The organism is Roseomonas haemaphysalidis, from assembly GCF_017355405.1.
GTDB lineage: Bacteria > Pseudomonadota > Alphaproteobacteria > Acetobacterales > Acetobacteraceae > Pseudoroseomonas > Pseudoroseomonas haemaphysalidis.
Map to the genome: position 1 here is coordinate 608,368 of NZ_CP061177.1, position 20,632 is coordinate 628,999.

A 20,632-nucleotide genomic window follows, 5' to 3' on the forward strand; every position below is an offset into this window, starting at 1 on the left:
ACCGCAGGAGGCTCCGCACCATGTCCGACGACGAGCTGCTGTTCATGCCCGCGACCCGCGCCGCCGCGCTGATCCGAACCGGCGCCCTGTCGCCCGTCGCGCTGCTGCAGGCGGTGCTGGCGGCGGCGCGCCGGGCGCAGCCGCGGCTCAACCCCTTCGTGGTGCTGCTGGAGCAACAGGCGATGGCCGATGCGGCGGCGGCGGAGGCGGCGGTGCGCGGCGGCCAGCCGCTCGGCCCGCTGCACGGCGTGCCGGTCAGTATCAAGGACCAGGTGGATGTGCGCGGCGTGCGCACCACCCATGGTTCCGCCATCTTCGCGAACAGCCCCGCCGCGACGGCGGATGATGTCACGGTGGCGCGGCTGCGCGCGGCGGGCGCGGTGATCTTCGGCAAGACGACGCTGCCGGAGTTCGGCCACAAGGCACTGACCGACGGCCCCGCCTTCGGCACCACGCGCAACCCCTGGGACCTGGCGCGCACCTCCGGCGGATCTTCCGGCGGCGCGGCGGTGGCGCTGGCCTGTGGGCTGGGGCCGCTGGCGCTGGGCATGGACGGCGCCGGCTCCATCCGCATTCCCGCCGCCTGCTGCGGCGTGGTGGGGTTGAAGCCGACGCTGGGCTCCATCCCGTGGCAGCAGGGGGCGGATGCCTTCGGCAACTACACCTATGCCGGGCCCATGGCGCGCAGCGTGGCGGATCTCGCCGTCATGCGGGCGGTGCTGACCGGCCCTGACGCCTCCGACCCCTGGAGCCTCGGCGCCGCGGACCGGCCGCTGTCGCCCGCCCTGGCGGGGCGGGACCTGCACGGGCTGCGCGTGGGCGTGATCGGGCTCGCGGCCAATCCGCGTCTGCAACGCGAGATGGCGGAGAACTTCCGCGCTTCCATCGCCGTCCTGGAGCAGCTGGGCGCCGTGGCCGAAGCGGCGGGCGACGGCATCGACTGGATGGAGATGCCGGGGCGCGTGATGTATCAGGCCAACTTCGCCATCTCGCAGCGCCGCCACCTGGGCGAATGGCGTGACCGGATGGACCCGACGCTGCTGGCCTTCATGCAGCGCGGCGACGGCTTCAGCCTGGAGGAATTCCGTGAAGGCCAATACGCCCGCACCCGGCTGTTCCGCGGCATCCAGGCGTTGTTCGAGCGCTTCGACGTGCTGGTGACACCGACGCTGAGCCGCACCGCGCTGCCGGCGGACTTCGACGCCGCGCATGACGAGGTGGAGGTGGAAGGCGAGCTGTGCGGCATCACGCGCCAGGGCTGGAGCAGCTACGTCTACCCCTTCAACCTGTCCGGCCACCCGGCCCTGACGGTGCCGAGCGGCTTTGACGACGCCGGGCTGCCGACCGCGGTGCAGCTGGTGGGCCGCTGGGGCGCGGAGCTGGACCTGCTGCGCCTCGGCGCCGTGCTGGAAGAGGCACGGCCCTGGGCCGGGCGCCGCCCGCCGGGGGCCGCCGTCTAGGCCACCGCAGGCAGCGGCGCGGGCTCGGCGCCGCCGGCGAAGGGCGCCTCGCTGCGCCGCCCGGCGTCGAGGTCCTCCAGCAGGCGCAGCAGCGCCGTGCCACCCTCGATCATGTCCGCCTGGATGGCGGCACGGACGGCCGCGCCGTCGCGCGCGCGCAACGCGTCCAGTACGTCCAGGTGCCGGTGGCGGCCGGGATAGCTGGGCGCCGCGTGCGGGTACAGGTAGGTCAGCAACGGGCCGTTGCGCAGCCACAGGCCCTGGATCACGTGGAACAGCTCCGGCATCGCCGCCGCCTCGTACAGGCGGGAATGGAACAGCCAGTTGCAGCGCACCGCCTCGGCCGCGTGGCCGGCCTCCTCGGCCTTCAACAGCTTCTCGTGCAGCTTGCTCAGCGCCGCGACGTCGCGGGGGGTGACGTGGTCGGCGGCGCGCGCCGCCGCCAGCCCTTCCAGCTCCAGCCGGATCTCGCGCAGCTCCAGGTACTGCCCGACGGACAGGCGCGGCACGGTCAGCGAGCGGCTGGTTTGCAGCGTCAGCGCACGCTCGCGCACCAGCTGCATCACCGCCTCGCGCACCGGGGTTTCTGACACGCCCATGGTGGCCGCCAGGTCACGGATCTTCAGCCGCTGGTGCGGGCGCAGGCGGCCTTCCAGCAGGGCGCCGCGCAGGGTCTCGTAGACGCGGTCGTTCAGGCTGGTGCGGGTCAGGACGGGCAAAGAGGCGGTCAGGGGCATGGTGCAAGGATATCCGGCGCCGCGGCGGCAAACTAGGCGTTGGCACGCCACCGATCCAGGCTATATGATATATCAGATCAGCGCGGCAAAGGAAGCAGCCATGCCCGACAGCAACGTGGTCCCGCCCCCCAACAGCCTTGACCAGGCGCTGCGCGCCAGGGCCGAGCGTGTGATCCCCGGCGGGCTTTGGGGCCACCTCACGGCGCGCAACCTGCCCGAAGGCTACCCACAGTTCTTTGACCGCGCGGAAGGCTGCCACCTGATCGATGCCGACGGCCGCCGCTTCGTGGACCTGATGTGCTCCTGGGGCCCGATCGTGCTCGGCCACCACCACCCGCTGGTCGACGCGGCGGTGGCGGAACAGGCCGCGCGCGGCGACTGCATGAACGGCCCCGCGCCCGTGCTGGTGGAGCTGGCGGAGCTGGTGGTCGAGACCATCCCGCATGCCGACTGGTGCCAGTTCGGCAAGAACGGCACGGACGCCACCACCACCTGCGTCACCGTGGCCCGCGCGGCCACCGGGCGGCGCAAGGTGCTGGTGGCGCGCGGCGCCTACCACGGCGCGGTGCCCTGGTGCTCGCCCAGCGTCGCGGGCGTGACCGCCGAGGACCGCGCGCACCTGCTGTTCTACAGCTTCAACGACATCGCCAGCCTGCACGCCGCGGCGGAACAGGCCGGCGATGACCTGGCCGCCGTCATGGCTTCCGCCTTCCGGCACGACATGGGGCAGCCCCAGTCGCTGCCGACGCCGGAATTCGCCCGCGCGGCGCGCGCCCTGTGCGACGAGACAGGCGCCGCGCTGATCCTGGACGACGTGCGCGCCGGCTTCCGCATCGACCTCGGCGGCTCGTGGGAGCCGCTGGGCGTGCAGCCCGACCTCTCAGCCTGGAGCAAGGCCATCGCCAACGGCCACCCGCTATCCGCCGTCACGGGGCGGGAGCGGTTCCGCGAGGCGGCGACGCGGGTGTTCTCCACCGGCTCCTTCTGGTGCGGCGCGGCCCCCATGGCGGCGGCGGTGGCGACGCTGCGGGAGCTGCACCGCATCGATGGCCCGGCGCGCATGCGTGCCCTCGGCCAGCGCCTGCGGGACGGGGTGGCGGAGCGTGCCGCCCGGCACGGGCTGCGGGTGGACCAGAGCGGCCCGCCGCAGATGCCCACCATCCTGTTTGCCGACGACCCTGAATGGAAGCGCGGCTTCGCCTTCTGCGCGGAAGCCTTGCGGCACGGCGCCTACCTGCACCCCAAGCACAACATGTTCCTGTCCTGCGCCCATACGGAGGCGGATATCGACCGGGTCCTGGACGCCGTGGACGCGGGCTTCCGCCATGTCGCTCGCTGAGGCCGAGGCGCCCGCCGGCGCCACGGCGGACACGGCGCTGCTGCGCGGCTGGGTGGCGCGCTTCGGCGCGGCGCTGGCGGCGGGCGACGCGGACGGCGCCGCGGCACTGTTCGGGACGGAATGCTATTGGCGCGACCTGGTGGCCTTCACCTGGACGCTGCAAACCCTGGAAGGCCGCGCGGGCATCCGCGACATGGTGGCGCGGCAGGCGCCGCTGGTGCGGCCCGGCGCCATGGCGCTGGACGGCGCGGCCAAGCGCGGCGCCGATGGCGTCGTGGAAGGCTGGATCACCTTCGAGACGGCGCTGCTGCGCGGCCGCGGCCATGTGCGGCTGCGCGACGGCCTGTGCTGGACGCTGCTGACCGCCGGGCGCGAGCTGAAGGGCTTCGAGGAACGCCAGGGCCGCAGCCGCGAGCGCGGCGCGCCGCCGCCCGAGCAGCACGACGCGCCGAGCTGGCTGGAACGGCGGCAGCGGCAACAGGCGCGGCTGGGGCGGGAAGAGCAGCCAGAGGTGCTGATCGTCGGCGGCGGCCAGGGCGGCCTCGGGCTCGGCGCGCGGCTCAAGCGGCTTGGCGTGCCAACGCTGATCGTCGACGCGCATGCGCGATCGGGGGACAACTGGCGCAGCCGCTACAAGTCGCTCTGCCTGCATGACCCGGTCTGGTACGACCACATGCCCTACCTGCCGTTTCCCGCGCACTGGCCGGTCTTCACGCCCAAGGACAAGCTGGGCGACTGGCTGGAGATGTACGCGACGGTGATGGAGCTGGACGTCTGGAACAGCACCCGCTGCACCGGCGCGAGCTTCGACGAGGCCGCCGGCCGCTGGACCGTGACGGTGGAGCGCGCAGGGGAGACGCTGACGCTGCGGCCCCGCCAGCTGGTGCTGGCCACCGGCATGGCCGGCCTGCCGCAGCTGCCGGACTTCCCCGGCATGCGCAGCTTCCGGGGCGAGCAGCACCATTCCAGCCGCCACGCCGGCGGCGGTGACCACGGCGGCAAGCGCGTGGTGGTGGTCGGCTCCAACAATTCCGCCCACGACATCTGCGCCGACCTGCTGGCGCACGGGGCGGAGGTGACCATGCTGCAGCGCTCCTCCACGCTCGTGGTACGCACGGACACGATGCTGAAGCGCGGCTGGGGCACGCTGTATTCCGAGGAAGCGGTGGAAGCCGGCATCGACACCGACACGGCGGACCTGCTGGCCGCTTCCGTCCCCTACCGCCTGCAGCCGGCCATGCAGCGGCCGGTGTGGGAGGCGATCGCGCGGGACGACGCGCCGTTCTACGACCGCCTGCGCGCCGTGGGATTTCTGCTGGACTTCGGCGAGGACGGCTCGGGCCTGTCGCAGAAGTACCTCCGTCGCGGCTCGGGCTACTACATCGACGTCGGCACCTCGGAACTGATCGCGGAAGGTCGCATCCGCCTGGCGCAGGGCGCGGTCAAGGCCATCCTGCCGGACGGCGTGCAGCTGCAGGACGGCACCGTGCTGCCCGCCGACGTGATCGTCTACGCCACGGGCTATGGTTCCATGAACGGCTGGGCGGAACAGCTCATCTCCAAGGATGTCGCCGACCGCGTGGGGCCGTGCTGGGGCCTGGGCAGCGGCACCGCGCGGGACCCCGGCCCCTGGCAGGGCGAGCTACGCAACATGTGGAAGCCCACCGCGCAGCCGAACCTGTGGTTCCACGGCGGCAACCTGGCGCAGTCGCGCCATTACTCGCGCTACCTGGCGCTGCAGCTCAAGGCCCGGGCCGAGGGACTGCCGACACCCGTCCACGATCCCGCCAGCCCCTAGGGAGGAGCCGCCGCCCGTGCTCGTGAACCGCCCCGACACCGCGCACTGGCCGGTCGACCCGGCGCGCACCGATCTGGCCGCCGAATTCATGCGCCAGCCGCGCGGGCCGCACAGCGATGCGCTGCAACGCCTGCTGCACCGCATGCGCTGGTCCGGCGCCGGCCGCCGGCACGTGCTGGTGGTGATGGAACCCGGGCGCCGCTGGATGCTGGCCCGCATGCCCGAACAGCGCGGCCAGCCGGTCGAGACCTTTCCCAACCAGGTCTTCACCAGCTTGGCGGATGCCGAGCGCCATGTGTTCCGCCTGCGCTGGGAAGCGCTGACGGGCCAGCCCCTGCCCCCCGAGCCGAGCGCCCCATGACCGATACCACCGCCGTTCTCGGCTACGCCTGGCCGCTGGTCGTTTCGCCGGGCGAGCGCATCCGCTTCCATCTGTCCAGCGCCACGCTGCAGCATGCGGAAGCGACGCTGTTGCGCGTCCGCTGCGCCGATCCCGACCCTGATGGCCCGGGCCTGCGCTTCACGGCACCGGGCGCGCCGGTGGACGGGCCGGTGGCGTTGCGCCACCAGCCGCTGCACCCCGGCTCCTGCGCCGTCGTGCCGGACGCGCCGGCCTTGCGGGGCCCCGGTTCCCTGTCCGCCGGCTGCCTGCTGTGGCCCACGGCGCCGGGGGGACGGCCGCAGGCCATCCTGTCGCGCTGGCGGGATGACCTGCAGCAGGGCTGGTGGCTGGGCCTGGATGCCGCCGGCCGGCTGGAATTCCGCGTCGGCGCCGCGGGCCAGGTCTGGCGCGCGGTCACGCCGCGCCCGCTGCTGGAACGGGAATGGGCGTTTGTGGGCGGCGTGCTGGACCTCCAGGCCGGCCTGCTGCGCGTGTTCCAGCACAGCCTGGACCCCCAGGCCGGTCGCGACACCAGCGCTGTGGCCGAGACCGCCGGACCGCAAGCCATCGTCTGGCCGGCGGAAACCGCCCTGGTGATGGCCGCCACCACCCGCGAGCCCGGCCCCGACCCGCGCACCACCGCGCATCTGGACGGCAAGATCGACCGCCCCCGCCTGGCGGCGGCCGCCTTGGCACCAGACGCGCTGCGCGCACTGTGCGAGGCGCAGGACCCGCCCGTCACCGACCCTGCGCTGGTGGCGGCGTGGGACTTTTCCCGCGACATCCCTTCCGACCGGGTGCGCGACCGCGCCGCCAACCGCCTGGACGGCCGGCTGCGCCAGTTGCCGATGCGCGCCATGACCGGTGCCAACTGGGACGGCCGCACCCAGCACTGGGTGGCGGCGCCGGAGCAATACGGCGCCATCCACTTCCACAGCGACGACATGGCCGATGCCGGCTGGGACGCCGACCTGGAGATGACCATCCCGCCTGACTGGCGCAGCGGCTTCTACGCCCTGCGGCTGCGCGCGCGCGAGGGTGGCGAGGACCCGGTGGAAAGCCACGTGGCCTTTTTCGTGCGCGCCCCGCTCGGCCAGCCGCGCGCGGCCCTGGCGGTGGTGGCCAGCACCGCCACCTTTCTGGCCTATGCCAACAGCGCGCTGCGGCTGGACCAGGTGCATGCGGAAGCCATGCTGGAAGGTCTGATCGCGCTGTCGCGCGACGATGTCTACCTGCAGCAGCACCGCGAGCTGGGGCTCTCCACCTACGACACGCACAGCGACGGCAGCGGCTGGTGTTATTCCTCCGCCAAGCGGCCGATCCTCAACATGCGGCCGCGCGGCGCCAGCTTCAACTACGGCAACGATACGCATATCCTCGACTGGCTGGAGCAGATCGGCCAGGACCACGACGTCATCACCGACGACGACATCCACCGCCACGGCGCGCAGCTCCTGGCCGGCTATCGCTGCGTGATCAGCGGGTCGCACCCCGAATACACCAGCCGCGAGATGCTGGACGCCTTCGACCACTACCAGCGCGGCGGCGGCCGGCACATCTACCTGGGCGGCAACGGGTTCTACTGGCGCATCGCCTATCACCCCACCGAGCCGCATACCATGGAGATCCGGCGCGGCATGATGGGGCTGCGCACCTGGGAAGGCGAAGCGGGCGAGAACGGCCTGTCCTTTTCCGGCGAACCGTCCGGTCTGTGGCGCGCCAATGGCCGCGCGCCGCAACGCCTGGTGGGCGTGGGCTTCGACGCGCAGGTCTTCACCCGCTCCTACCCCTACCGCTGGCGCGAGGAGGCGCGCGACCCGCGCATCGGCTGGCTGACCGAGGGCATCGACCTGGATGCGCCGCTCGGCGACTTCGGCCTGCGCGGCGGCGGCGCCGCGGGGATCGAGGTGGACCGGGTGGAACCGACGCTGGGCTCGCCCCCCGCGCTGCTCTGGCTCGCCACCGCCGACCGCCTGGACTACGGCGGCGTGCCGACGCTGGAGGAATTCCGCACCCTGCACCGCGGCGCGATGGGCGACCAGAACGCCGCCGTGCGCGCCGACATCGCCTTCTTCCCCACGGCGCGCGGCGGCGCGGTCTTCTCCACCGGTTCCATCGCCTGGTCCTGCGCGCTGTCGCATGCGGGATACGACAACAGCGTCAGCCGCCTGACCGGCAACGTGCTGCGCCGCTTCCTGGACCCGGCGCCGTTCGATGGCTTCGGAGAGACGTAGCAGGCAGCAAGCATCTTCTTTTTCTGAAGAAAAAGAAGCAAAAAGACTTTGTTAGTTTGGCGCGGCACCTGAGCTCCATGCGCCACGCCAAACTGACAAAAGTTTTTGGTTCTTTTTTTCAAAAAAGAACGCCTTGCCTGCCTTCAGACAGGCGGCCGGTGCTGCGCCCAGGGTGCCACCGCCTCGAAGGCCGCCGACATCTGCAGCACGCCCAGGTCATCGCAGCGCCGGCCGACAATCTGCAGGCCCACCGGCAGTCCCGCTTCCGTGAAGCCGCAGGGGATGGAGGCGGCCGGGTTCTGCGACAGGTTGAAGGGGTAGGAGAATTCCGCCCAGCTCATCCAGTCCCAGGGGTGCTGCGGCCAGTGGGAAGGCTGCAGCTGCTCCGCCGGAAAGGCGGCGACGGAAACGGCGGGGGTGAGCAGAAAGTCCCAGTCCTCGAAGAAGTGGTGGATCTCGGCGCAGTAGGCGTATTTCACCAGCCGCATCTTCTGGTACTCGGGCAGCGTGATGTGCAGCCCGGCCTCGATGCAGGCGACGAAGCCAGGGTCCATCTTGTCGCGCATCTCGGCCACGCGGTCGGCGTGGCGGCTGAAATGCGCGGGCCAGAAGAAGCGCGCCAGCTCCGGCCCGCGCGGGCCCCAGGGGGTTTCCACCTGCTCCACCGTGCAGCCGAGGTCCCCTTCGAAGCGCGCCACCGCCTGCCGCACCAACGCCGCCACCTCCGGGTCCACCCGGGCGTGGCCGAGGTCGGGGCTGTAGGCGATGCGCGGGCGGCGTGGCCGCTCCGGCAGCAGGCGCGGGTAGTCGGCGGGCGGGGCCTCCAGGCTGGACTGGTCATCCGGGTGCAGTCCGCTGATCACCCGCAGCATCAACGCCGCGTCGGCCACCGTGCGCGTCAGCGGGCCGAGGTGCACGGTGGAGTCGCTCGCACCCATGGGCGACTGCGGCACGCGCCCGTAGGTCGGCTTCAGCCCGTAGACGCCGCAGAAATGCGCGGGCATGCGGATGGAGCCGGCGCCGTCGCTGCCCTGGTGCAGCGGCCCATAGCCGGCCGCCGCGCCCACCCCCGCCCCGGCCGAGGAGGCGCCAGCGTTCAGCCCGTGGCCCCAGGGGTTGTGGGTGATGCCGGTCAGCGGGCTGCGGCTGACGCCGGTCCAGCCGAATTCGGGCGTCGCGGTCTTGCCCAGGATGATGGCGCCCGCCGCCCGCAGGCGGGACACCAGCACGTTGTCGGCCTTGGCCACGTCGCCCCGCCGCAGGTGGGTGCCGTATTCCACCGGCATGCCCGCCACCGCCTCATGGTCCTTGATGGTGACGGGGATGCCGTGCAGCGGGCCGAGCGGCGTGCCTTTCATGAGGGCCGCATCGGCGGCCTCGGCGGCGTCCAGCGCCTCCTGGCGCGCCAGAAAGGCAAAGGCGTTCAACTGCGGCTCAAGCGCCTCGATGCGCGCCAGCACGGCGCGCGTCACCTCGCCGGGCGAAACGCGCTTGGCACGGATGGCATCCGAAAGCTCGGTCGCCGGGGTGAAGCACAGGTCGGTATTGGTCATGCGCGGCATCAGGCCTGTTTGCGAAGGTTGTAGAACAGCGGCATGCCTTTCAGGACACCGTCGAGCGAGGTGCGGAACGCCGTCATCTGCTGGAACAGGCCGAGCGGGATGTAGGGCACGTCCGTGAAGGCCTGCTGCTGGATGTCGCGGCACAGCTGCTTCTGCTCGGCCACGTCGTCAGTATCCATCCAGCGCTGGCGCAGCTCCTCGATCCGCGGGCTGCTCGGCCAGCCGAACAGCGCGGCGTTGCCGGAACCGCGCAGATAGGAATGCGCGGCCGGCGTGCGGCAGCCGAAGCCCACCACGAAGTTGCAGTTGATGTTCCAGCCGCCCTGGTCGATCGGCGCGCGGGAATTCAGCTTCTGCGACACCGTCGCCCAGTCCAGCGCCTGGTAATCCAGGTTAAAGCCGAGCTTGCGGAACATGTCGCCCGCCACCTCGCTCATCGCGTTCATGATGGGGAAGTCGGTGGGGGCGGCCAGCACCACGCGCTCGCCCTTGTAGCCGGCCTCCTTCAGCGCGGCGCGCGCACGGTCCAGGTCGCCGGTCATGGCAGCCATGCCGGCGTCGTTGGCCATCGGTGAATCCGGCTGGAAGAAGCCGATCTTGTCGCGCCACATGCTGCTGTCGGTGCCGGCCACGGCGGTCATGTAGTCGGCCTGCACGACGGCGCCGAGCACGGCGCGGCGGATGGCCGGGTTGTCGAAGGGCGGGTGCAGGTGGTTCAGCCGCAGCACGCCCAACACGCCCTGGTCGTCGCTGACCTGCACGCGGATGTTGCGGTTGCGCCGGAGCATCGGCAGGAAGTCCGCCGGCGGCTGCTCCCACCAGTCGATCTCGCCGGCCTGCAGCGCCGCGGCGGCGGTCGCGGCGTCCGGCAGGGTGTGCCATTCCACGCGGTCGATATGCGCCACCTTCGGGCCGGACCAGAAGCTGGTTTCGCCACCCCGCGGCGCGTAGCCCGCGAACTTCTCGTAGACAGCGCGCGAGCCCGGAATGCGCTCGGAGGCCACGAAGCGGAAGGGGCCGGAGCCGATCGCCTCCGGCACCTGCTCGCTCACCGCCAGCGCCGCGTGCCGCTCCGGCATGATCACCGGCAGCTGCGGCGCGGGCTTGCCCAGCACGTCGGGCAACAGGCGGAACGGCTTCTTCAGCTGGAAGCGCACGGCCTTGTCAGACACCGGCGCGAGGTCGTCCACCTGCGAGAAAAAGGTCTGCCCGTAGGTGTCGCGCCGTCCCCAGCGCTTGATGCTGGCCACCACGTCCTCGGGCCGCACCGCCTGGCCATCGTGGAACACCAGGCCGTCGCGCAGGGTCAGCACCCATTCCAGCTTGTTGTCGCTGGTGACGGCGCTTTCGAGCATCTGCGGCAGCGGGCGGTAGCTTTCGTCCACGCCGAACAGCGTGTCGTAGACCAGCGCCGCGTGGTTGCGGCTGACATAGGCGTTGCTTTGGATCGGGTCGATGGAGGCGAGGTCGGCCTGCGGCGCGAAGCGCAGCACCGAGCGGGGGTCGGCGGCACGGGCCAGGCGCGGGGCCGCGAGCGCGGCGGCAGCCACGCCCAGCATCAGGTCACGGCGTTTCATGATCGGTCCTCCGGATAAGTGAACGGCGTCCCCGTTGTGGGCTTGGTTTTTGTTGTGGTTGAAAGCATGGCGGCCGGAGCGCTGGTCCTCGCGCGGAACCGTCCGACCACGGCGCGGGCCTTCCAAACCAGGATATTTGATATATCATATCCTGAACACCCCAGCCGCAAGGGATTTCTCGGATGGCGTCCTCCTTGGTGTTCGGCGCCGTCGCCGATGATCTGACTGGTGCCGTCGAGCTCAGCGCGATGCTGCAGGCGGGCGGCGCGCGCACGCGCCTCGTGGTCGGCGCGGGCGCGGTGCCCGCCACGCTGGACGGCACGGATGCGTTGGTCGTCGCGCTGCGCAGCCGCGTGGCCCCACCGGACGAGGCGGTGGCCGCTTCCACCCTGGCCGCGCGGCGCCTGCGCGCGCTGGGTGCCCGGCAGATCTTCCTGAAATACTGCGCGAGCTTCGACAGCCTCGACACCGGCAACATCGGCAATGTCGCGGAAGCTTTGCGCCAGGACGCCCCACCCGCGCCCGTGCTGTTCTGCCCCAGCTTTCCCGAGGCCGCCCGCACCGTGTTCCACGGGCACCTGTTCATCGGCCTGCAACTGCTGGCCGATTCGCCCAAGCGGCACGACCCGCTGACGCCGATGACCCGCTCCAACTTGGTCGACGTTCTGGCGCCGCAGACGACCCTGCGCGTCGGCGTGCTGCCGTTCGAGCGCGTGGCCGAGGGGGCCGCGGCCATCCGGCGGCACGCGGAAGCGGCACTGGCCGAGGGCACGCCCTTTCTGATCGCGGATGCCATCCTGCCGGCCGACCTGCAGCGCATCGCGGAGGCGAGCGTGGAATGGCCGGTGATGACCGGCGGCTCCTCCGTCGCGGCCTACTACCCGGCGCTGTGGGCGCAGCGGGGTTGGATGCCGCCGGAAGCCGCCCCGCCGCTGACCGCCACCGCCGGCCCTAGCGCGGTGCTCGCCGGAAGCTGCGCCGAGCGCACGCGCGAGCAGGTGGCCTGCTTCGGCCAATCCCACCCGGTGCTCAGCCTCGACCCAATGGAGCCGCAGGAAGCGGGCGTGGCCCGGGCGCTGGACTGGGCAGCGGCGCGGCTGGGCGAGGGGCCGGTCTGCATCACCACCTCGGACGACCCGTCCCGGGTGGCGGCGGCGCAGGCGGCCTACGGGGCCATCGCCGCCGGGCGCAGGGCGGAGGCGCTGCTGGGCGCGCTGGCGGCCGGGCTGGTCGGGCGCGGGGTGCGGCGCCTGCTGGTGGCCGGCGGCGAAACCTCGGGCGCCGTGGTGGAGGCGCTGGGCATCTCGCAGCTGCGGGTCGCGCCGTTCCGGGAGCTGGGCGTCGGGCTGTGCCAGGCGGAACAGCCGGTGCCGCTGGCGCTGTGCCTGAAGTCCGGCAAGCTCGGCAGCGTCGATATGTTCGCCCGCGCGCTGGCCGGGATGGAGGCCGCGCATGCCTGACGCCACCCCCGCCGATGCCGTGGTGGAGCTTTACCGCGCGCTCGCCCGGCACCGCATGAACCACGGCAGCAGCGGCAATGTCAGCCTGCGGCAGGGCGACGACATGCTGATCACGCCGACCGGCGCGACAGAGGAATCGCTTTCGGCGGAGGAGCTGGTGCGGCTGCCGCTGGCGGGGCCGCCGCTGCCGGGAACCGCGCCGTCCAGCGAATGGGAAATGCACGCGGCGGTCTACGCCGCCTGCCCAGAAGCGAATTGCGTGGTGCACACCCATGCGGACCACTGCACGGCGCTGGCCTCGCTGGGTGAGCCGCTGCCCGCCTTTCATTACATGGTGGTCGGCTTCGGTGGGCGGGAGGTGCCTTGCGCGCCCTACCGCACCTTTGGCACGCCGGCCTTGGCGGAGGCGGTGCGCGACACCATTCCCGGCTACAAGGCCTGCCTGCTGGCGAACCACGGCATGATCTGCCACGGCAAGGACCCGGCCACGGCACTGGCCACGGCGCTGCGGCTGGAAACCCTGGCCCGGCAATACCTGCTGGCGCGCGCCGCCGGCCGACCCGCCCTGCTGGACGACGAGCAGATCCGCCAGGCGCGGGACCGCTACCGGACTTATGGATCGCCCTACCGGCAAGCCGGCGCCGCCTCCTGACCCTGCCCTGGCCCGCATGGGCCACGAAGCAAAAGGGCCGGCCCTCCATGAGGGCCGGCCCTTTCCATTTCCGGCCGCGCGGGCGGCCGGGAAGCGTCAGGCGGCCTTGCGGGCGCGACGCATCAGGCCGAGGCCGACCAGGCCCGTGCCGAACAGCGCGATGCTCATCGGCTCGGGGACCGGGGTCGGATTGGGGGTGGGGTTCGGGTTGGAGGGGGTCGTCGGGGTGGTCGGGGTCGTCGGGGTGGTCGTGGACGGGCCGAAGGCCTGCGTGATGATGCTGGTCTGCGCGCGGTCGCCGGCCACAAAGGCGGACACGTTGATGTCCTTGGTCACGTACAGCGTGTCGTAGGAGCCATCGAGGCTGATGGAGGTCGAGAGGTCGCAGCCGCTGATGGAGCAGCTGACCACGCTCTGCCCCAGCAGGGTCTGGCGGCCGGCATCGGCGTAGATGCTTTCCGTCACCGCGGCGATGGCGAAGCCCATGAAGGAGCCGTCAAACGACAGGCCCACCGAGGTCAGGCCGGCGGTGCCGGTGACCATGTAGCTGACGGCCGCATCGCTGAAGCTGGCGCCCATCGGCGCGATCGCCGTGAAGCCGCCGCTGATCTGGATGCCGCTGGTGCCGGACAGGGCGCTGACGTCCACGGCGCTGCTGCCGCCGGACGGCAGCGCGGTGCCCTGGCTGGTCACGGCGACGGTGAAGTTGCTGAAGGTGTAGTTGCCCGACTGGATGGTCGGGTTGGAGGTGATCGGGGCGGCCTGGGCAGCGGCACCGAAGGTGGCGAGGGCAACAACGAGAGCTGCGCCGTAACGGATGGAAGGGCTCAAGTTACAAGATCCTGATGACTGTGCTGCGTCATCCTAGCAACGCACGTGCCAAAAGAACCAAGCCTGCAAATACAAAGGCTTACGCTGAGAGACCTGGGCATCAATAAGGCGTTGTAAAGGATTCCGGCAAGTGATCGTGGATGCGGGCACTGCGCGCTATTGCTGAACCACAACAGTTTTGATTGCGGGTATTTTACTGGCCGGCCATGCAACCCTTCCGTTGCTGGGCCGCGTTGCCAACTGCGCCAGCCAGGATTACCGGCAGCGTGGGGATGTCGTTCGGCAACAGGATGATGGCATGTCCCCGGCGGGATTCGAACCCACGGCCCCTAGATTAGGAATCTAGTGCTCTATCCGGCTGAGCTACGGAGACGCCACGCGCGTTTTACCCGCCCGGCGCCTGCCGGTCCACATCAGGCTCGCGGTCACCCCCAACGCCGGAAGCGGTCCACGGCGGCCACCAGCGCCAGCCTCACGCCGGGTTCCAGCGCCGAATGGCCGGCATCCGGCACCACCGTCAGCCGCGCCCGCGGCCACGCCGCCGCCAGGTCGAAAGCGGATTCCGGCGGGCAGACCATGTCGTAGCGGCCCTGCACGATCTCGGCCGGCAGGTGTGCCAGCCGGTCCATGCCGGCCAGCAGCCCGCCCGGACGCAGGAACAGGTCGTGCGCGAAGTAATGCGCCTCAATCCGCGCCAGCCCCAGGGCACTGCGGTCCTGCGCAAAGCTCATCACCATGTCGGGGCTGGGCAGCAGGGTGCTGCACATGCCTTCGTACTGGCTCCAGGCACGGGCTGCCGGGAGGTGGACAGCGGGGTCCGGATCGCACAGCCGGCGAAGATAGGATGCCAGCAGGTCGCCGCGCTCGGCCGGGGGCAGGTGCTCGGCAAAGTCGCGCCATGCGTCCGGAAACACCCGGCGCAGCCCGAACAGGAACCACTCCACCTCTGGCTGGCGCCCGAGGAACACCCCGCGCAGCACGCAGCCCGTGACGCGCTCGGGATGCGCCTGCGCATAGGCCAGCGCCAGGGTGGACCCCCAGGAGCCGCCGAACAGCAGCCACTGCTCCAGCCCCAGAAAGCGGCGCAACACCTCGATGTCGGCCACCAGGTGGGGCGTGGTGTTGTCCCGCAGCTCGCCCAGCGGCCGGGAGCGGCCGGCACCGCGCTGGTCGAAGATCACGATGCGCCAGTGGTGCGGGTCGAAGAACCGCCGGTGCACCGCGCCGGCACCGGCGCCCGGCCCGCCATGCAGGAACAGCACCGGCTGGCCGCGCGGGTTGCCCGCCTGTTCCCAGTACATCACATGCCCGCCGCCAAGCGGCAGCAGCCCGGTTTCATAGGGGGCGATATCGGGAAACAGGTCTCCGCGGGGCATGGCGGAGTGTGGCCCGGCCCGGCCCGGCCATGCAACAGCCGCCCGGCCCGGCGGCGCACGACCAATTATTGCAGGCCAGGCGGCGCGCGGCCCCTTCGCGCCGGGCGGCTTCGTCCTTAGTTTAACGGGATGGCGAGTTCCTCCTCCTCCACCGGCTCCCGCACCGGCCAGGCGGCCGGCACGGTGCGCTGCGCCGTGTGCGGCGCCGAAAGCCGGCAGCCACCGTTCCGCCCCGGCCCGCCCGAACAGGCGCCGGACCTCGACCTCCGGCCCGGCCAGCCCTTGCGGGGCACCATGGCGCGGTGGCTGCAGCAATGCCCGCATTGCTCCTATGCGGCGCCGGACATCGCCCGCGCCCACCCCGCCGCCGCCGACGCGGTGGCCGCCGCGCCGTTCCGGGCCCTGGTGGCCGACACCAGCCATCCGCCGCTGGCGCGCCGCTTTCTGGCCTGGGCCCATGTGCTGGAAGAAACCGGTGCGCTGCATGCCAGCGCCGAGGCCACCCTGCACGCCGCCTGGGTGGCCGACGACATGAAGCGCGACGACTTGGCCGCCGAATGGCGGCTGGATGCCGTGGCGCTGTGGCGCAGCGGCCCGCCGCTGGACGCCGAGCAGACCGTGCGCGTGATCGATGCGTTGCGCCGCGCGGGCGCGTGGCCCGACGCCGCAGCCACCGCCAGCGCCCTGGCCGCCGGCAACCCGCCCGCCGCGGTCGGCCAGGTGGTGGCGCTGGAAAGCCGGCTGATCGCCGAGCAGGACAGCAGCGGCCACAGCATGGCCTCGGCCATGCCGCCCTCCTTTCCCCGGCCGCATGTGGCGCAGCAGAAGCTGGGACGCCCGGCGCGTGGCGAAGGGCTTTGGGCCCGGGTGAAGCGGCTGTTCGGGCGCGGATGACCGGCAGGGGGCGCCTGTCCCCCTGATGCCCAGGCTTCAGGCGCTCGCAGTCTGACTTGCGGCACGGCAGAACGCCGTGCGTTTTGTGGCGAAATACCCTGCTCACGGCGACGTGATCGTCTAGGATGCGCCGATGCGCTGTCTCCCATTGCTTGTCCTGTTGCTGTCCGGCTGTGGCCCTCTGGTCCCGGAATCCTGGGTGCCGGCCTGGGCCGACATCCCAGGAGCGGAAACGCTGGGCCTGACGGACACCCTACCGGAAGCCGAGCGGGAGGAGGTGCCCGCCGCCGCCCTGGCCCAGGCGGATGGCGAGCCAGCTTTGTTTCTGCGCTGGGGCGGCCGGCAGGCGCTGGCGGTGCTGGCGCAGCAGAGCGGCGAGAACCGCATGTGGCGCAGCGCCGGCGGCGTGGTGGTGGCGACCGATGGCGCCCGCGTCGTGGCCACCGCCGGGCTGCGCACCTGGCTGGCCGCCACCCGCCTGGACGGCCCCGACCCGCTGGACGAGCCGCTGTTGCTGGACGGGCGGGAGGTGGCGCTGCGCCGGCAGGTGGATCTGATGCGATCGGACCGTTCGCCGGAAGGCATGCGCTTCGGCGTGTCGCTGAGCTGCCGGCTGCGCGGCGCGCTGGTGCAGCCCGAAGCCGGACCGGTGGCGCTGCTGATCACCGAACGCTGCCGCGGCGGCGGCGAAAGCTTCGCCAACCGCTTCTGGGCGGACCCGCAAACGGGCGGGATCTACCGTTCCGAGCAGTGGATCGGGCCGCAGGGGCCCATGTGGGTGGAGGTGGTCAACCCGCCCGCCAGCTGAGCCCGGCGCGCCGCGCGCGCCGCGCGACGTAGCCCAGCCACAGCAGCTGCAGCAGCAGGGGCGGCAGGATGACCAGCGGCTTGGCCCAGGTGGGCAGCTCCGTGAAGCCCAGCGCCAGCCCGCCCTGCAGCAGCGCGAAGCCCGCGTGCAATGCCGCCACCGCCGGCACCGGCAGGCCGCCGCGCTGCGCCATCTGGTAGATGTGCGTGCGGTGGGGGGTGCTGATGCGCTCGCCCATCCAGGCGCGGCGCAGGATGGTGAAGCCGGTGTCGAACAGCAGCGCGAACAGCAGCAGCGGCACCAGCAGGAAGGACAGCTGCGCGCTGTCGAACTGTGCCGCCGCCACCCCCAGCACCGCCAGGATGAAGCCCAGGAACTGGCTGCCGACGTCGCCCATGAAGATGCGCGCCGGCGGCAGGTTGAAGGGCAGAAAGCCCGCGATGCCGGCCGCCAGGATCAGGCATGCGGCGTAGATGAACCAGCCGCCCTGCGTGGCCGCGATCACCGCCAGCACCACCGCCGCCACCAGCGCCACGCCGCCCACCAGCGAATCCAGCCCGTCCATGAAGTTCACGGCATTGGTGCAGGCGACGATCCAGAACACCGTCAGCAGCGGGCCGAGCCAGCCCAGTTCCACCACGCCGATCCAGGGCAGCGCCACCTTGCTGACCACCAGCCCGCTGGCCACGGCCACCAGCGCCGCCCCCGCCTGGGCGCCCAGCTTCACCACGAAGCGGAAGTCCCGGACGTCGTCGGCCAGCGCCACGGCGGCGATGGCGACGCCGGCCAGAATGACGCCGATGAACTTGGTGTCCGCCACCCGCGCGAAGCGCGCGGTCAGGAACAGCACCAGCATGCCAAGGATAAAGGCACCGACGATGCCCACCCCGCCGCCCTTGGGCGTGGGCCGCGCATGCGCCTTGCGGTGGTCGGGATGGTCCAGGATGGGGCACGCGATCATCAGCCGCACCAGCAGCGCGGAGCACCCGGCCAGGACGGTGGCGAACACCAGGTGTTCCAGGATGGCTTGGCCGGTCATGGGCAGAACGTCGGGCTCCGGAAGGGCGGGAGGCGCCATGAGCCACAGGGGGGGTGGTTCGTCAAATCAGGGGGATGGGAGGCGGCCGGGGGGCATTCCTGCCGCCGGCCTTCCGCCCCTCACCGCAGCCGCCCCGCCTCCAGGCTGGCATAGATGTCGCCGCTGTTGGCCCGCATCGGCAGGCCGTTCAGCCAGTCCGCCATCGCCGCCGCCTCCACTGGCTCCGGCAAGGCGAAGCGCATGGCCTCGCCCAGGCAGGCGTTGAAGCGATAGGCACCCAGCGCCGCGACGGCCGCCAGCGCCTGCAGCCCCACGTCGCGCTGGATCAGCGTGAACTCGAAGGACAACGCGCGCACCGGGCGCGACAGGCCGGCCAGTGCCGCGGCCTCGAAGCCTTCCACGTCGATCTTCAGGAAGTCCGGCAGGCCATGGCGGCCGGCCAGCGCGTCCAGCGTGGTGACGGGCAGGGTGATGGCGCCGTCCCAGCGCTGGTCGTCCCAGCCCGGCGCGCCGGCGGCGGCGGCCAGAAAGGCGCCGGAGGCGGTGGCCACGGTGGGGTTGGCGGCGTTCAGGTGCAGCACCGCCTCGCCCGGTTCGGCCCCCACCAGCGTCTGCGCCAGCGCCACGCCGGGGTCGCGGCCGAACAGCAGGCGCAACAGCCGGGCCAGGCGCGGCTGCGGCTCCACCGCCAGCGCCCGGGCGCCGAGGCGGCGGAAGCTGGCGGTGCGGTCCCCCACATGGGCGCCCACGTCGAAGCCCAGTTCCCCCGGGGCGAGGAAGCGGGCGTGAAAGGCATCCAGCGCCTGCGCGCGGCCAGGGGCGTAGTAGGTGCGCAGCGAATGGCGCAGCGCGCCGTTCATCCGCGGAACACCAGGGCGGCGCCGCCGGCCAGCGCGGGCGGCACCAGGATGCCGCCGCCGGGAGCCTTGCCGGTGGCCATTCCGGCCAGCCGGTGCGCCGCGGCGCGGTTGCCGTCATCGGTGCGGACCACGAAGCCGGCGATGAACGGCAGCGCCGGCGGCACCACGCCAGGCAGCACGGCGTCCAGCGCCTCGGGTGGCAGGATGCGCAGGCTGCCGGTACCGAGCGGCAGGGCGAAGCCGCCCGCCGGGTCCGGCTGCAGCACGCCGCCGGTCAGGCGGGACAGCCGCGCCGCCGTCTCCGCCGGGGCGGGCACCGCCAGGATCGCCTGTTCCAGCGCCACGGCGCGGTTGGGGTGGGTCAGCCAGCGCTCCTGCCACAGCAGTTCCGGCGTGTGGTGCTGGATGAGTTGCAGGCGGCCTTCCGGCGCGGCCGGCACCGGCAGGCGGGAAAAGCGGGCCAGCGGGCCGTCCGGCGCCGCGTCGTCCAGCGGGCGCTGCAGCGGCGCGACGCCGGGGATATCCATCCCCGCGCGGCGCAGCCGGGGCAGCTCGGCCTCGGCATCGGCCACGCCGAAGGCCAGGATGTGCAATCCCTCGTAGCGCGCCAGCAGGGCAGACAGGCCGTTGTCGAACAGTGCTGGCTCGATCAGCCCCAGCAGCTCCAGGTAGCCCTGGCGCAGCATGGCGCAGCGGTTGCCGGTGCCCAGCCGTTCCGGCGGCAGGCCCGGCGCGCGCGGGCCGGACTGCCGCGCCACCGGCGTCAACAGAAAGCCCAGTCGCTCATAAGCCGCCCACAGCGCCTCGGGGCGCGACGAGCAGACGCCGACGTGGTCGAGGACCGCGCCGCTCACGGCTCGTACTTCGCCAGCTTCCACTCGGCCGGCTCGCGTGCCGCCTCGTCGTACCAGCGCTGCATCAGGGGGTGCGCCCGCACGGCGGCCATGTAGGCGCGCGCCTCGGCGGAAACCTCCGGCCCCCAGGTCAGAAAACGGCACACCACGGGGGCATACATCACGTCCGCCCCGCCGAACTCCGCGCCGAACAGGAAGGGACCACCGGAGGCCGCCAGCGCGTCCCGCCAGATGGCGTCGATGCGCGCGATGTCGGCCAGCGCCTCGGGCGGGGCGGTGCTGCCGTCGCGGGTGTTCAGGATGGTCATGGGCATGGCCATGCGCAGCGCGCGGAAGCCGGCATGCATCTCGGCCGCGATGCTGCGGGCCTGCGCCCGCGCCCTGCGGTCCGCGGGCCAAAGGTGCGGCGCGAACTCGGCGCAGTATTCCAGGATGGCGAGGCTTTCCCAGACCTTCGCCCCCTGGTGCTCCAGGTACGGCACCAGCCCCGCCGGCGTCGCGTCCTTGATGGAGCTGGTGGCGCCGCCGGCCAGCGGGATCAGCACCTCCTCGACATCCAGCTTCGCCAGGTGCACCGCCAGCCAGCCGCGCAGCGACCAGGAGGAATACATCTTGGTGCCGATCACCAGCCTGCCGTCCGCCATCGCCCTGATCCTTTTCGCGTGTCGTTCATGGAAAGGGTAGAGCAGAAGGCCGGGGGAAAGAATTCCCCTGGACCCCCATCTTTTTTCTGATTTGATTTGAATGCGGACTGGGGGGACGACCGGTG

18 protein-coding genes and 1 tRNA gene are annotated in these 20,632 nt (G+C 72.0%); 9 read left to right on the plus strand and 10 right to left on the minus strand.

The features are described from left to right. The first annotated feature begins 20 nt into the window (after window positions 1-20). A complete protein-coding gene (locus IAI59_RS02750) occupies window positions 21-1,460 on the plus strand; it encodes an amidase (RefSeq protein ID WP_207418006.1) in 1,440 nt (479 codons plus the stop codon). Here IAI59_RS02750 and IAI59_RS02755 read toward each other — a convergent pair. After that, entirely contained in the window at window positions 1,457-2,197 is a 741-nt protein-coding gene (locus IAI59_RS02755) for a GntR family transcriptional regulator (protein ID WP_207418007.1), read from the minus strand. The genes IAI59_RS02750 and IAI59_RS02755 overlap by 4 nt on opposite strands. Before the next feature lie 100 nt (window positions 2,198-2,297). Between IAI59_RS02755 and IAI59_RS02760 the strand changes: the two genes are divergently transcribed. The 4 genes from IAI59_RS02760 to IAI59_RS02775 are packed head-to-tail and all read left to right on the plus strand — an operon-like array spanning window position 2,298 to window position 7,950. Continuing rightward, complete coding sequence (locus tag IAI59_RS02760) at window positions 2,298-3,536, plus strand: aminotransferase class III-fold pyridoxal phosphate-dependent enzyme (protein WP_207418008.1); 1,239 nt, start codon at window positions 2,298-2,300, stop codon at window positions 3,534-3,536. Then, window positions 3,523-5,334: a flavin-containing monooxygenase gene (locus IAI59_RS02765; RefSeq protein WP_207418009.1), complete on the plus strand. Its 1,812-nt coding sequence runs from the start codon at window positions 3,523-3,525 to the stop codon at window positions 5,332-5,334. The genes IAI59_RS02760 and IAI59_RS02765 overlap by 14 nt, the downstream gene beginning before the upstream one ends. 16 nt (window positions 5,335-5,350) lie before the next feature. Then, window positions 5,351-5,695, plus strand: a complete 345-nt coding sequence (locus tag IAI59_RS02770; protein ID WP_207418011.1) for a N,N-dimethylformamidase alpha subunit family protein — start codon at window positions 5,351-5,353, stop codon at window positions 5,693-5,695. After that, window positions 5,692-7,950 (plus strand): N,N-dimethylformamidase beta subunit family domain-containing protein, encoded by a 2,259-nt coding sequence (locus tag IAI59_RS02775; RefSeq protein WP_207418012.1) that lies wholly within the window; start codon window positions 5,692-5,694, stop codon window positions 7,948-7,950. Before IAI59_RS02770 ends, IAI59_RS02775 begins: the two co-directional genes overlap by 4 nt. A 143-nt stretch (window positions 7,951-8,093) precedes the next feature. Here IAI59_RS02775 and IAI59_RS02780 read toward each other — a convergent pair whose 3' ends face one another. Beyond that, window positions 8,094-9,503, minus strand: a complete 1,410-nt coding sequence (locus IAI59_RS02780) for an amidase (protein WP_207418013.1) — start codon at window positions 9,501-9,503, stop codon at window positions 8,094-8,096. An 8-nt stretch (window positions 9,504-9,511) separates the two neighbouring features. Further along, a complete protein-coding gene (locus IAI59_RS02785; protein WP_207418014.1) occupies window positions 9,512-11,089 on the minus strand; it encodes an ABC transporter substrate-binding protein in 1,578 nt (525 codons plus the stop codon). A 182-nt stretch (window positions 11,090-11,271) separates the two neighbouring features. Here IAI59_RS02785 and otnK point away from each other — a divergent pair, with 182 nt between their 5' ends. Together otnK and IAI59_RS02795 are read left to right on the plus strand one after the other, a co-directional pair. Beyond that, window positions 11,272-12,549, plus strand: a complete 1,278-nt coding sequence (gene otnK, locus IAI59_RS02790; RefSeq protein ID WP_207418015.1) for a 3-oxo-tetronate kinase — start codon at window positions 11,272-11,274, stop codon at window positions 12,547-12,549. After that, entirely contained in the window at window positions 12,542-13,201 is a 660-nt protein-coding gene (locus IAI59_RS02795; protein ID WP_207418016.1) for a class II aldolase/adducin family protein, read from the plus strand. Before otnK ends, IAI59_RS02795 begins: the two co-directional genes overlap by 8 nt. Window positions 13,202-13,297: 96 nt before the next feature. Here IAI59_RS02795 and IAI59_RS02800 read toward each other — a convergent pair whose 3' ends face one another. From IAI59_RS02800 to pip, 3 genes are all read right to left on the minus strand, one after another. Then, window positions 13,298-14,032: a PEP-CTERM sorting domain-containing protein gene (locus IAI59_RS02800; RefSeq protein WP_207418018.1), complete on the minus strand. Its 735-nt coding sequence runs from the start codon at window positions 14,030-14,032 to the stop codon at window positions 13,298-13,300. Window positions 14,033-14,331: 299 nt separating this feature from the next. Next, a tRNA-Arg gene (locus tag IAI59_RS02805) sits at window positions 14,332-14,405 on the minus strand. A gap of 52 nt (window positions 14,406-14,457) precedes the next feature. Then, a complete protein-coding gene (gene pip / locus IAI59_RS02810) occupies window positions 14,458-15,408 on the minus strand; it encodes a prolyl aminopeptidase (RefSeq protein ID WP_207418019.1) in 951 nt (316 codons plus the stop codon). A gap of 129 nt (window positions 15,409-15,537) precedes the next feature. Here pip and IAI59_RS02815 point away from each other — a divergent pair, with 129 nt between their 5' ends. Then, complete coding sequence (locus IAI59_RS02815) at window positions 15,538-16,302, plus strand: hypothetical protein (protein ID WP_207418020.1); 765 nt, start codon at window positions 15,538-15,540, stop codon at window positions 16,300-16,302. Between the two features lie 199 nt (window positions 16,303-16,501). Further along, complete coding sequence (locus IAI59_RS02820; protein ID WP_237181184.1) at window positions 16,502-17,110, plus strand: YjbF family lipoprotein; 609 nt, start codon at window positions 16,502-16,504, stop codon at window positions 17,108-17,110. On the opposite strand, the gene IAI59_RS02825 is transcribed toward IAI59_RS02820, so the two are convergent. The 4 genes from IAI59_RS02825 to IAI59_RS02840 all read right to left on the minus strand — a co-directional run bounded on the left by IAI59_RS02825 (window position 17,091) and on the right by IAI59_RS02840 (window position 20,507). Further along, window positions 17,091-18,149, minus strand: a complete 1,059-nt coding sequence (locus tag IAI59_RS02825; RefSeq protein WP_207418022.1) for a glycosyltransferase family 4 protein — start codon at window positions 18,147-18,149, stop codon at window positions 17,091-17,093. The two genes, IAI59_RS02820 and IAI59_RS02825, sit on opposite strands and share 20 nt — an antisense overlap. A gap of 119 nt (window positions 18,150-18,268) precedes the next feature. Further along, window positions 18,269-19,009 (minus strand): FkbM family methyltransferase, encoded by a 741-nt coding sequence (locus IAI59_RS02830; RefSeq protein ID WP_207418023.1) that lies wholly within the window; start codon window positions 19,007-19,009, stop codon window positions 18,269-18,271. After that, window positions 19,006-19,863 carry a VOC family protein gene (locus IAI59_RS02835; protein WP_207418024.1) on the minus strand — a complete coding sequence of 286 codons (858 nt, stop codon included), beginning with the start codon at window positions 19,861-19,863 and terminating at the stop codon, window positions 19,006-19,008. Before IAI59_RS02835 ends, IAI59_RS02830 begins: the two co-directional genes overlap by 4 nt. Further along, the gene (locus tag IAI59_RS02840) at window positions 19,860-20,507 is read right to left on the minus strand and encodes a glutathione S-transferase (protein ID WP_207418026.1); all 648 of its coding nucleotides are present in this window, start codon (window positions 20,505-20,507) and stop codon (window positions 19,860-19,862) included. The genes IAI59_RS02835 and IAI59_RS02840 overlap by 4 nt, the downstream gene beginning before the upstream one ends. Window positions 20,508-20,632: the final 125 nt, after the last annotated feature.

Bases quoted from the DNA above. Each gene is read 5' to 3' on its own strand.
- IAI59_RS02750 (WP_207418006.1), top strand. From the start codon at position 21: ATGTCCGACGACGAGCTGCTGTTCATGCCCGCGACCCGCGCCGCCGCG.
- IAI59_RS02755 (WP_207418007.1), bottom strand. From the start codon at position 2,197: ATGCCCCTGACCGCCTCTTTGCCCGTCCTGACCCGCACCAGCCTGAAC.
- IAI59_RS02760 (WP_207418008.1), top strand. From the start codon at position 2,298: ATGCCCGACAGCAACGTGGTCCCGCCCCCCAACAGCCTTGACCAGGCG.
- IAI59_RS02765 (WP_207418009.1), top strand. From the start codon at position 3,523: ATGTCGCTCGCTGAGGCCGAGGCGCCCGCCGGCGCCACGGCGGACACG.
- IAI59_RS02775 (WP_207418012.1), top strand. From the start codon at position 5,692: ATGACCGATACCACCGCCGTTCTCGGCTACGCCTGGCCGCTGGTCGTT.
- IAI59_RS02780 (WP_207418013.1), bottom strand. From the start codon at position 9,503: ATGACCAATACCGACCTGTGCTTCACCCCGGCGACCGAGCTTTCGGAT.
- IAI59_RS02785 (WP_207418014.1), bottom strand. From the start codon at position 11,089: ATGAAACGCCGTGACCTGATGCTGGGCGTGGCTGCCGCCGCGCTCGCG.
- otnK (WP_207418015.1), top strand. From the start codon at position 11,272: ATGGCGTCCTCCTTGGTGTTCGGCGCCGTCGCCGATGATCTGACTGGT.
- IAI59_RS02795 (WP_207418016.1), top strand. From the start codon at position 12,542: ATGCCTGACGCCACCCCCGCCGATGCCGTGGTGGAGCTTTACCGCGCG.
- pip (WP_207418019.1), bottom strand. From the start codon at position 15,408: ATGCCCCGCGGAGACCTGTTTCCCGATATCGCCCCCTATGAAACCGGG.
- IAI59_RS02815 (WP_207418020.1), top strand. From the start codon at position 15,538: ATGGCGAGTTCCTCCTCCTCCACCGGCTCCCGCACCGGCCAGGCGGCC.
- IAI59_RS02825 (WP_207418022.1), bottom strand. From the start codon at position 18,149: ATGACCGGCCAAGCCATCCTGGAACACCTGGTGTTCGCCACCGTCCTG.
- IAI59_RS02830 (WP_207418023.1), bottom strand. From the start codon at position 19,009: ATGAACGGCGCGCTGCGCCATTCGCTGCGCACCTACTACGCCCCTGGC.
- IAI59_RS02840 (WP_207418026.1), bottom strand. From the start codon at position 20,507: ATGGCGGACGGCAGGCTGGTGATCGGCACCAAGATGTATTCCTCCTGG.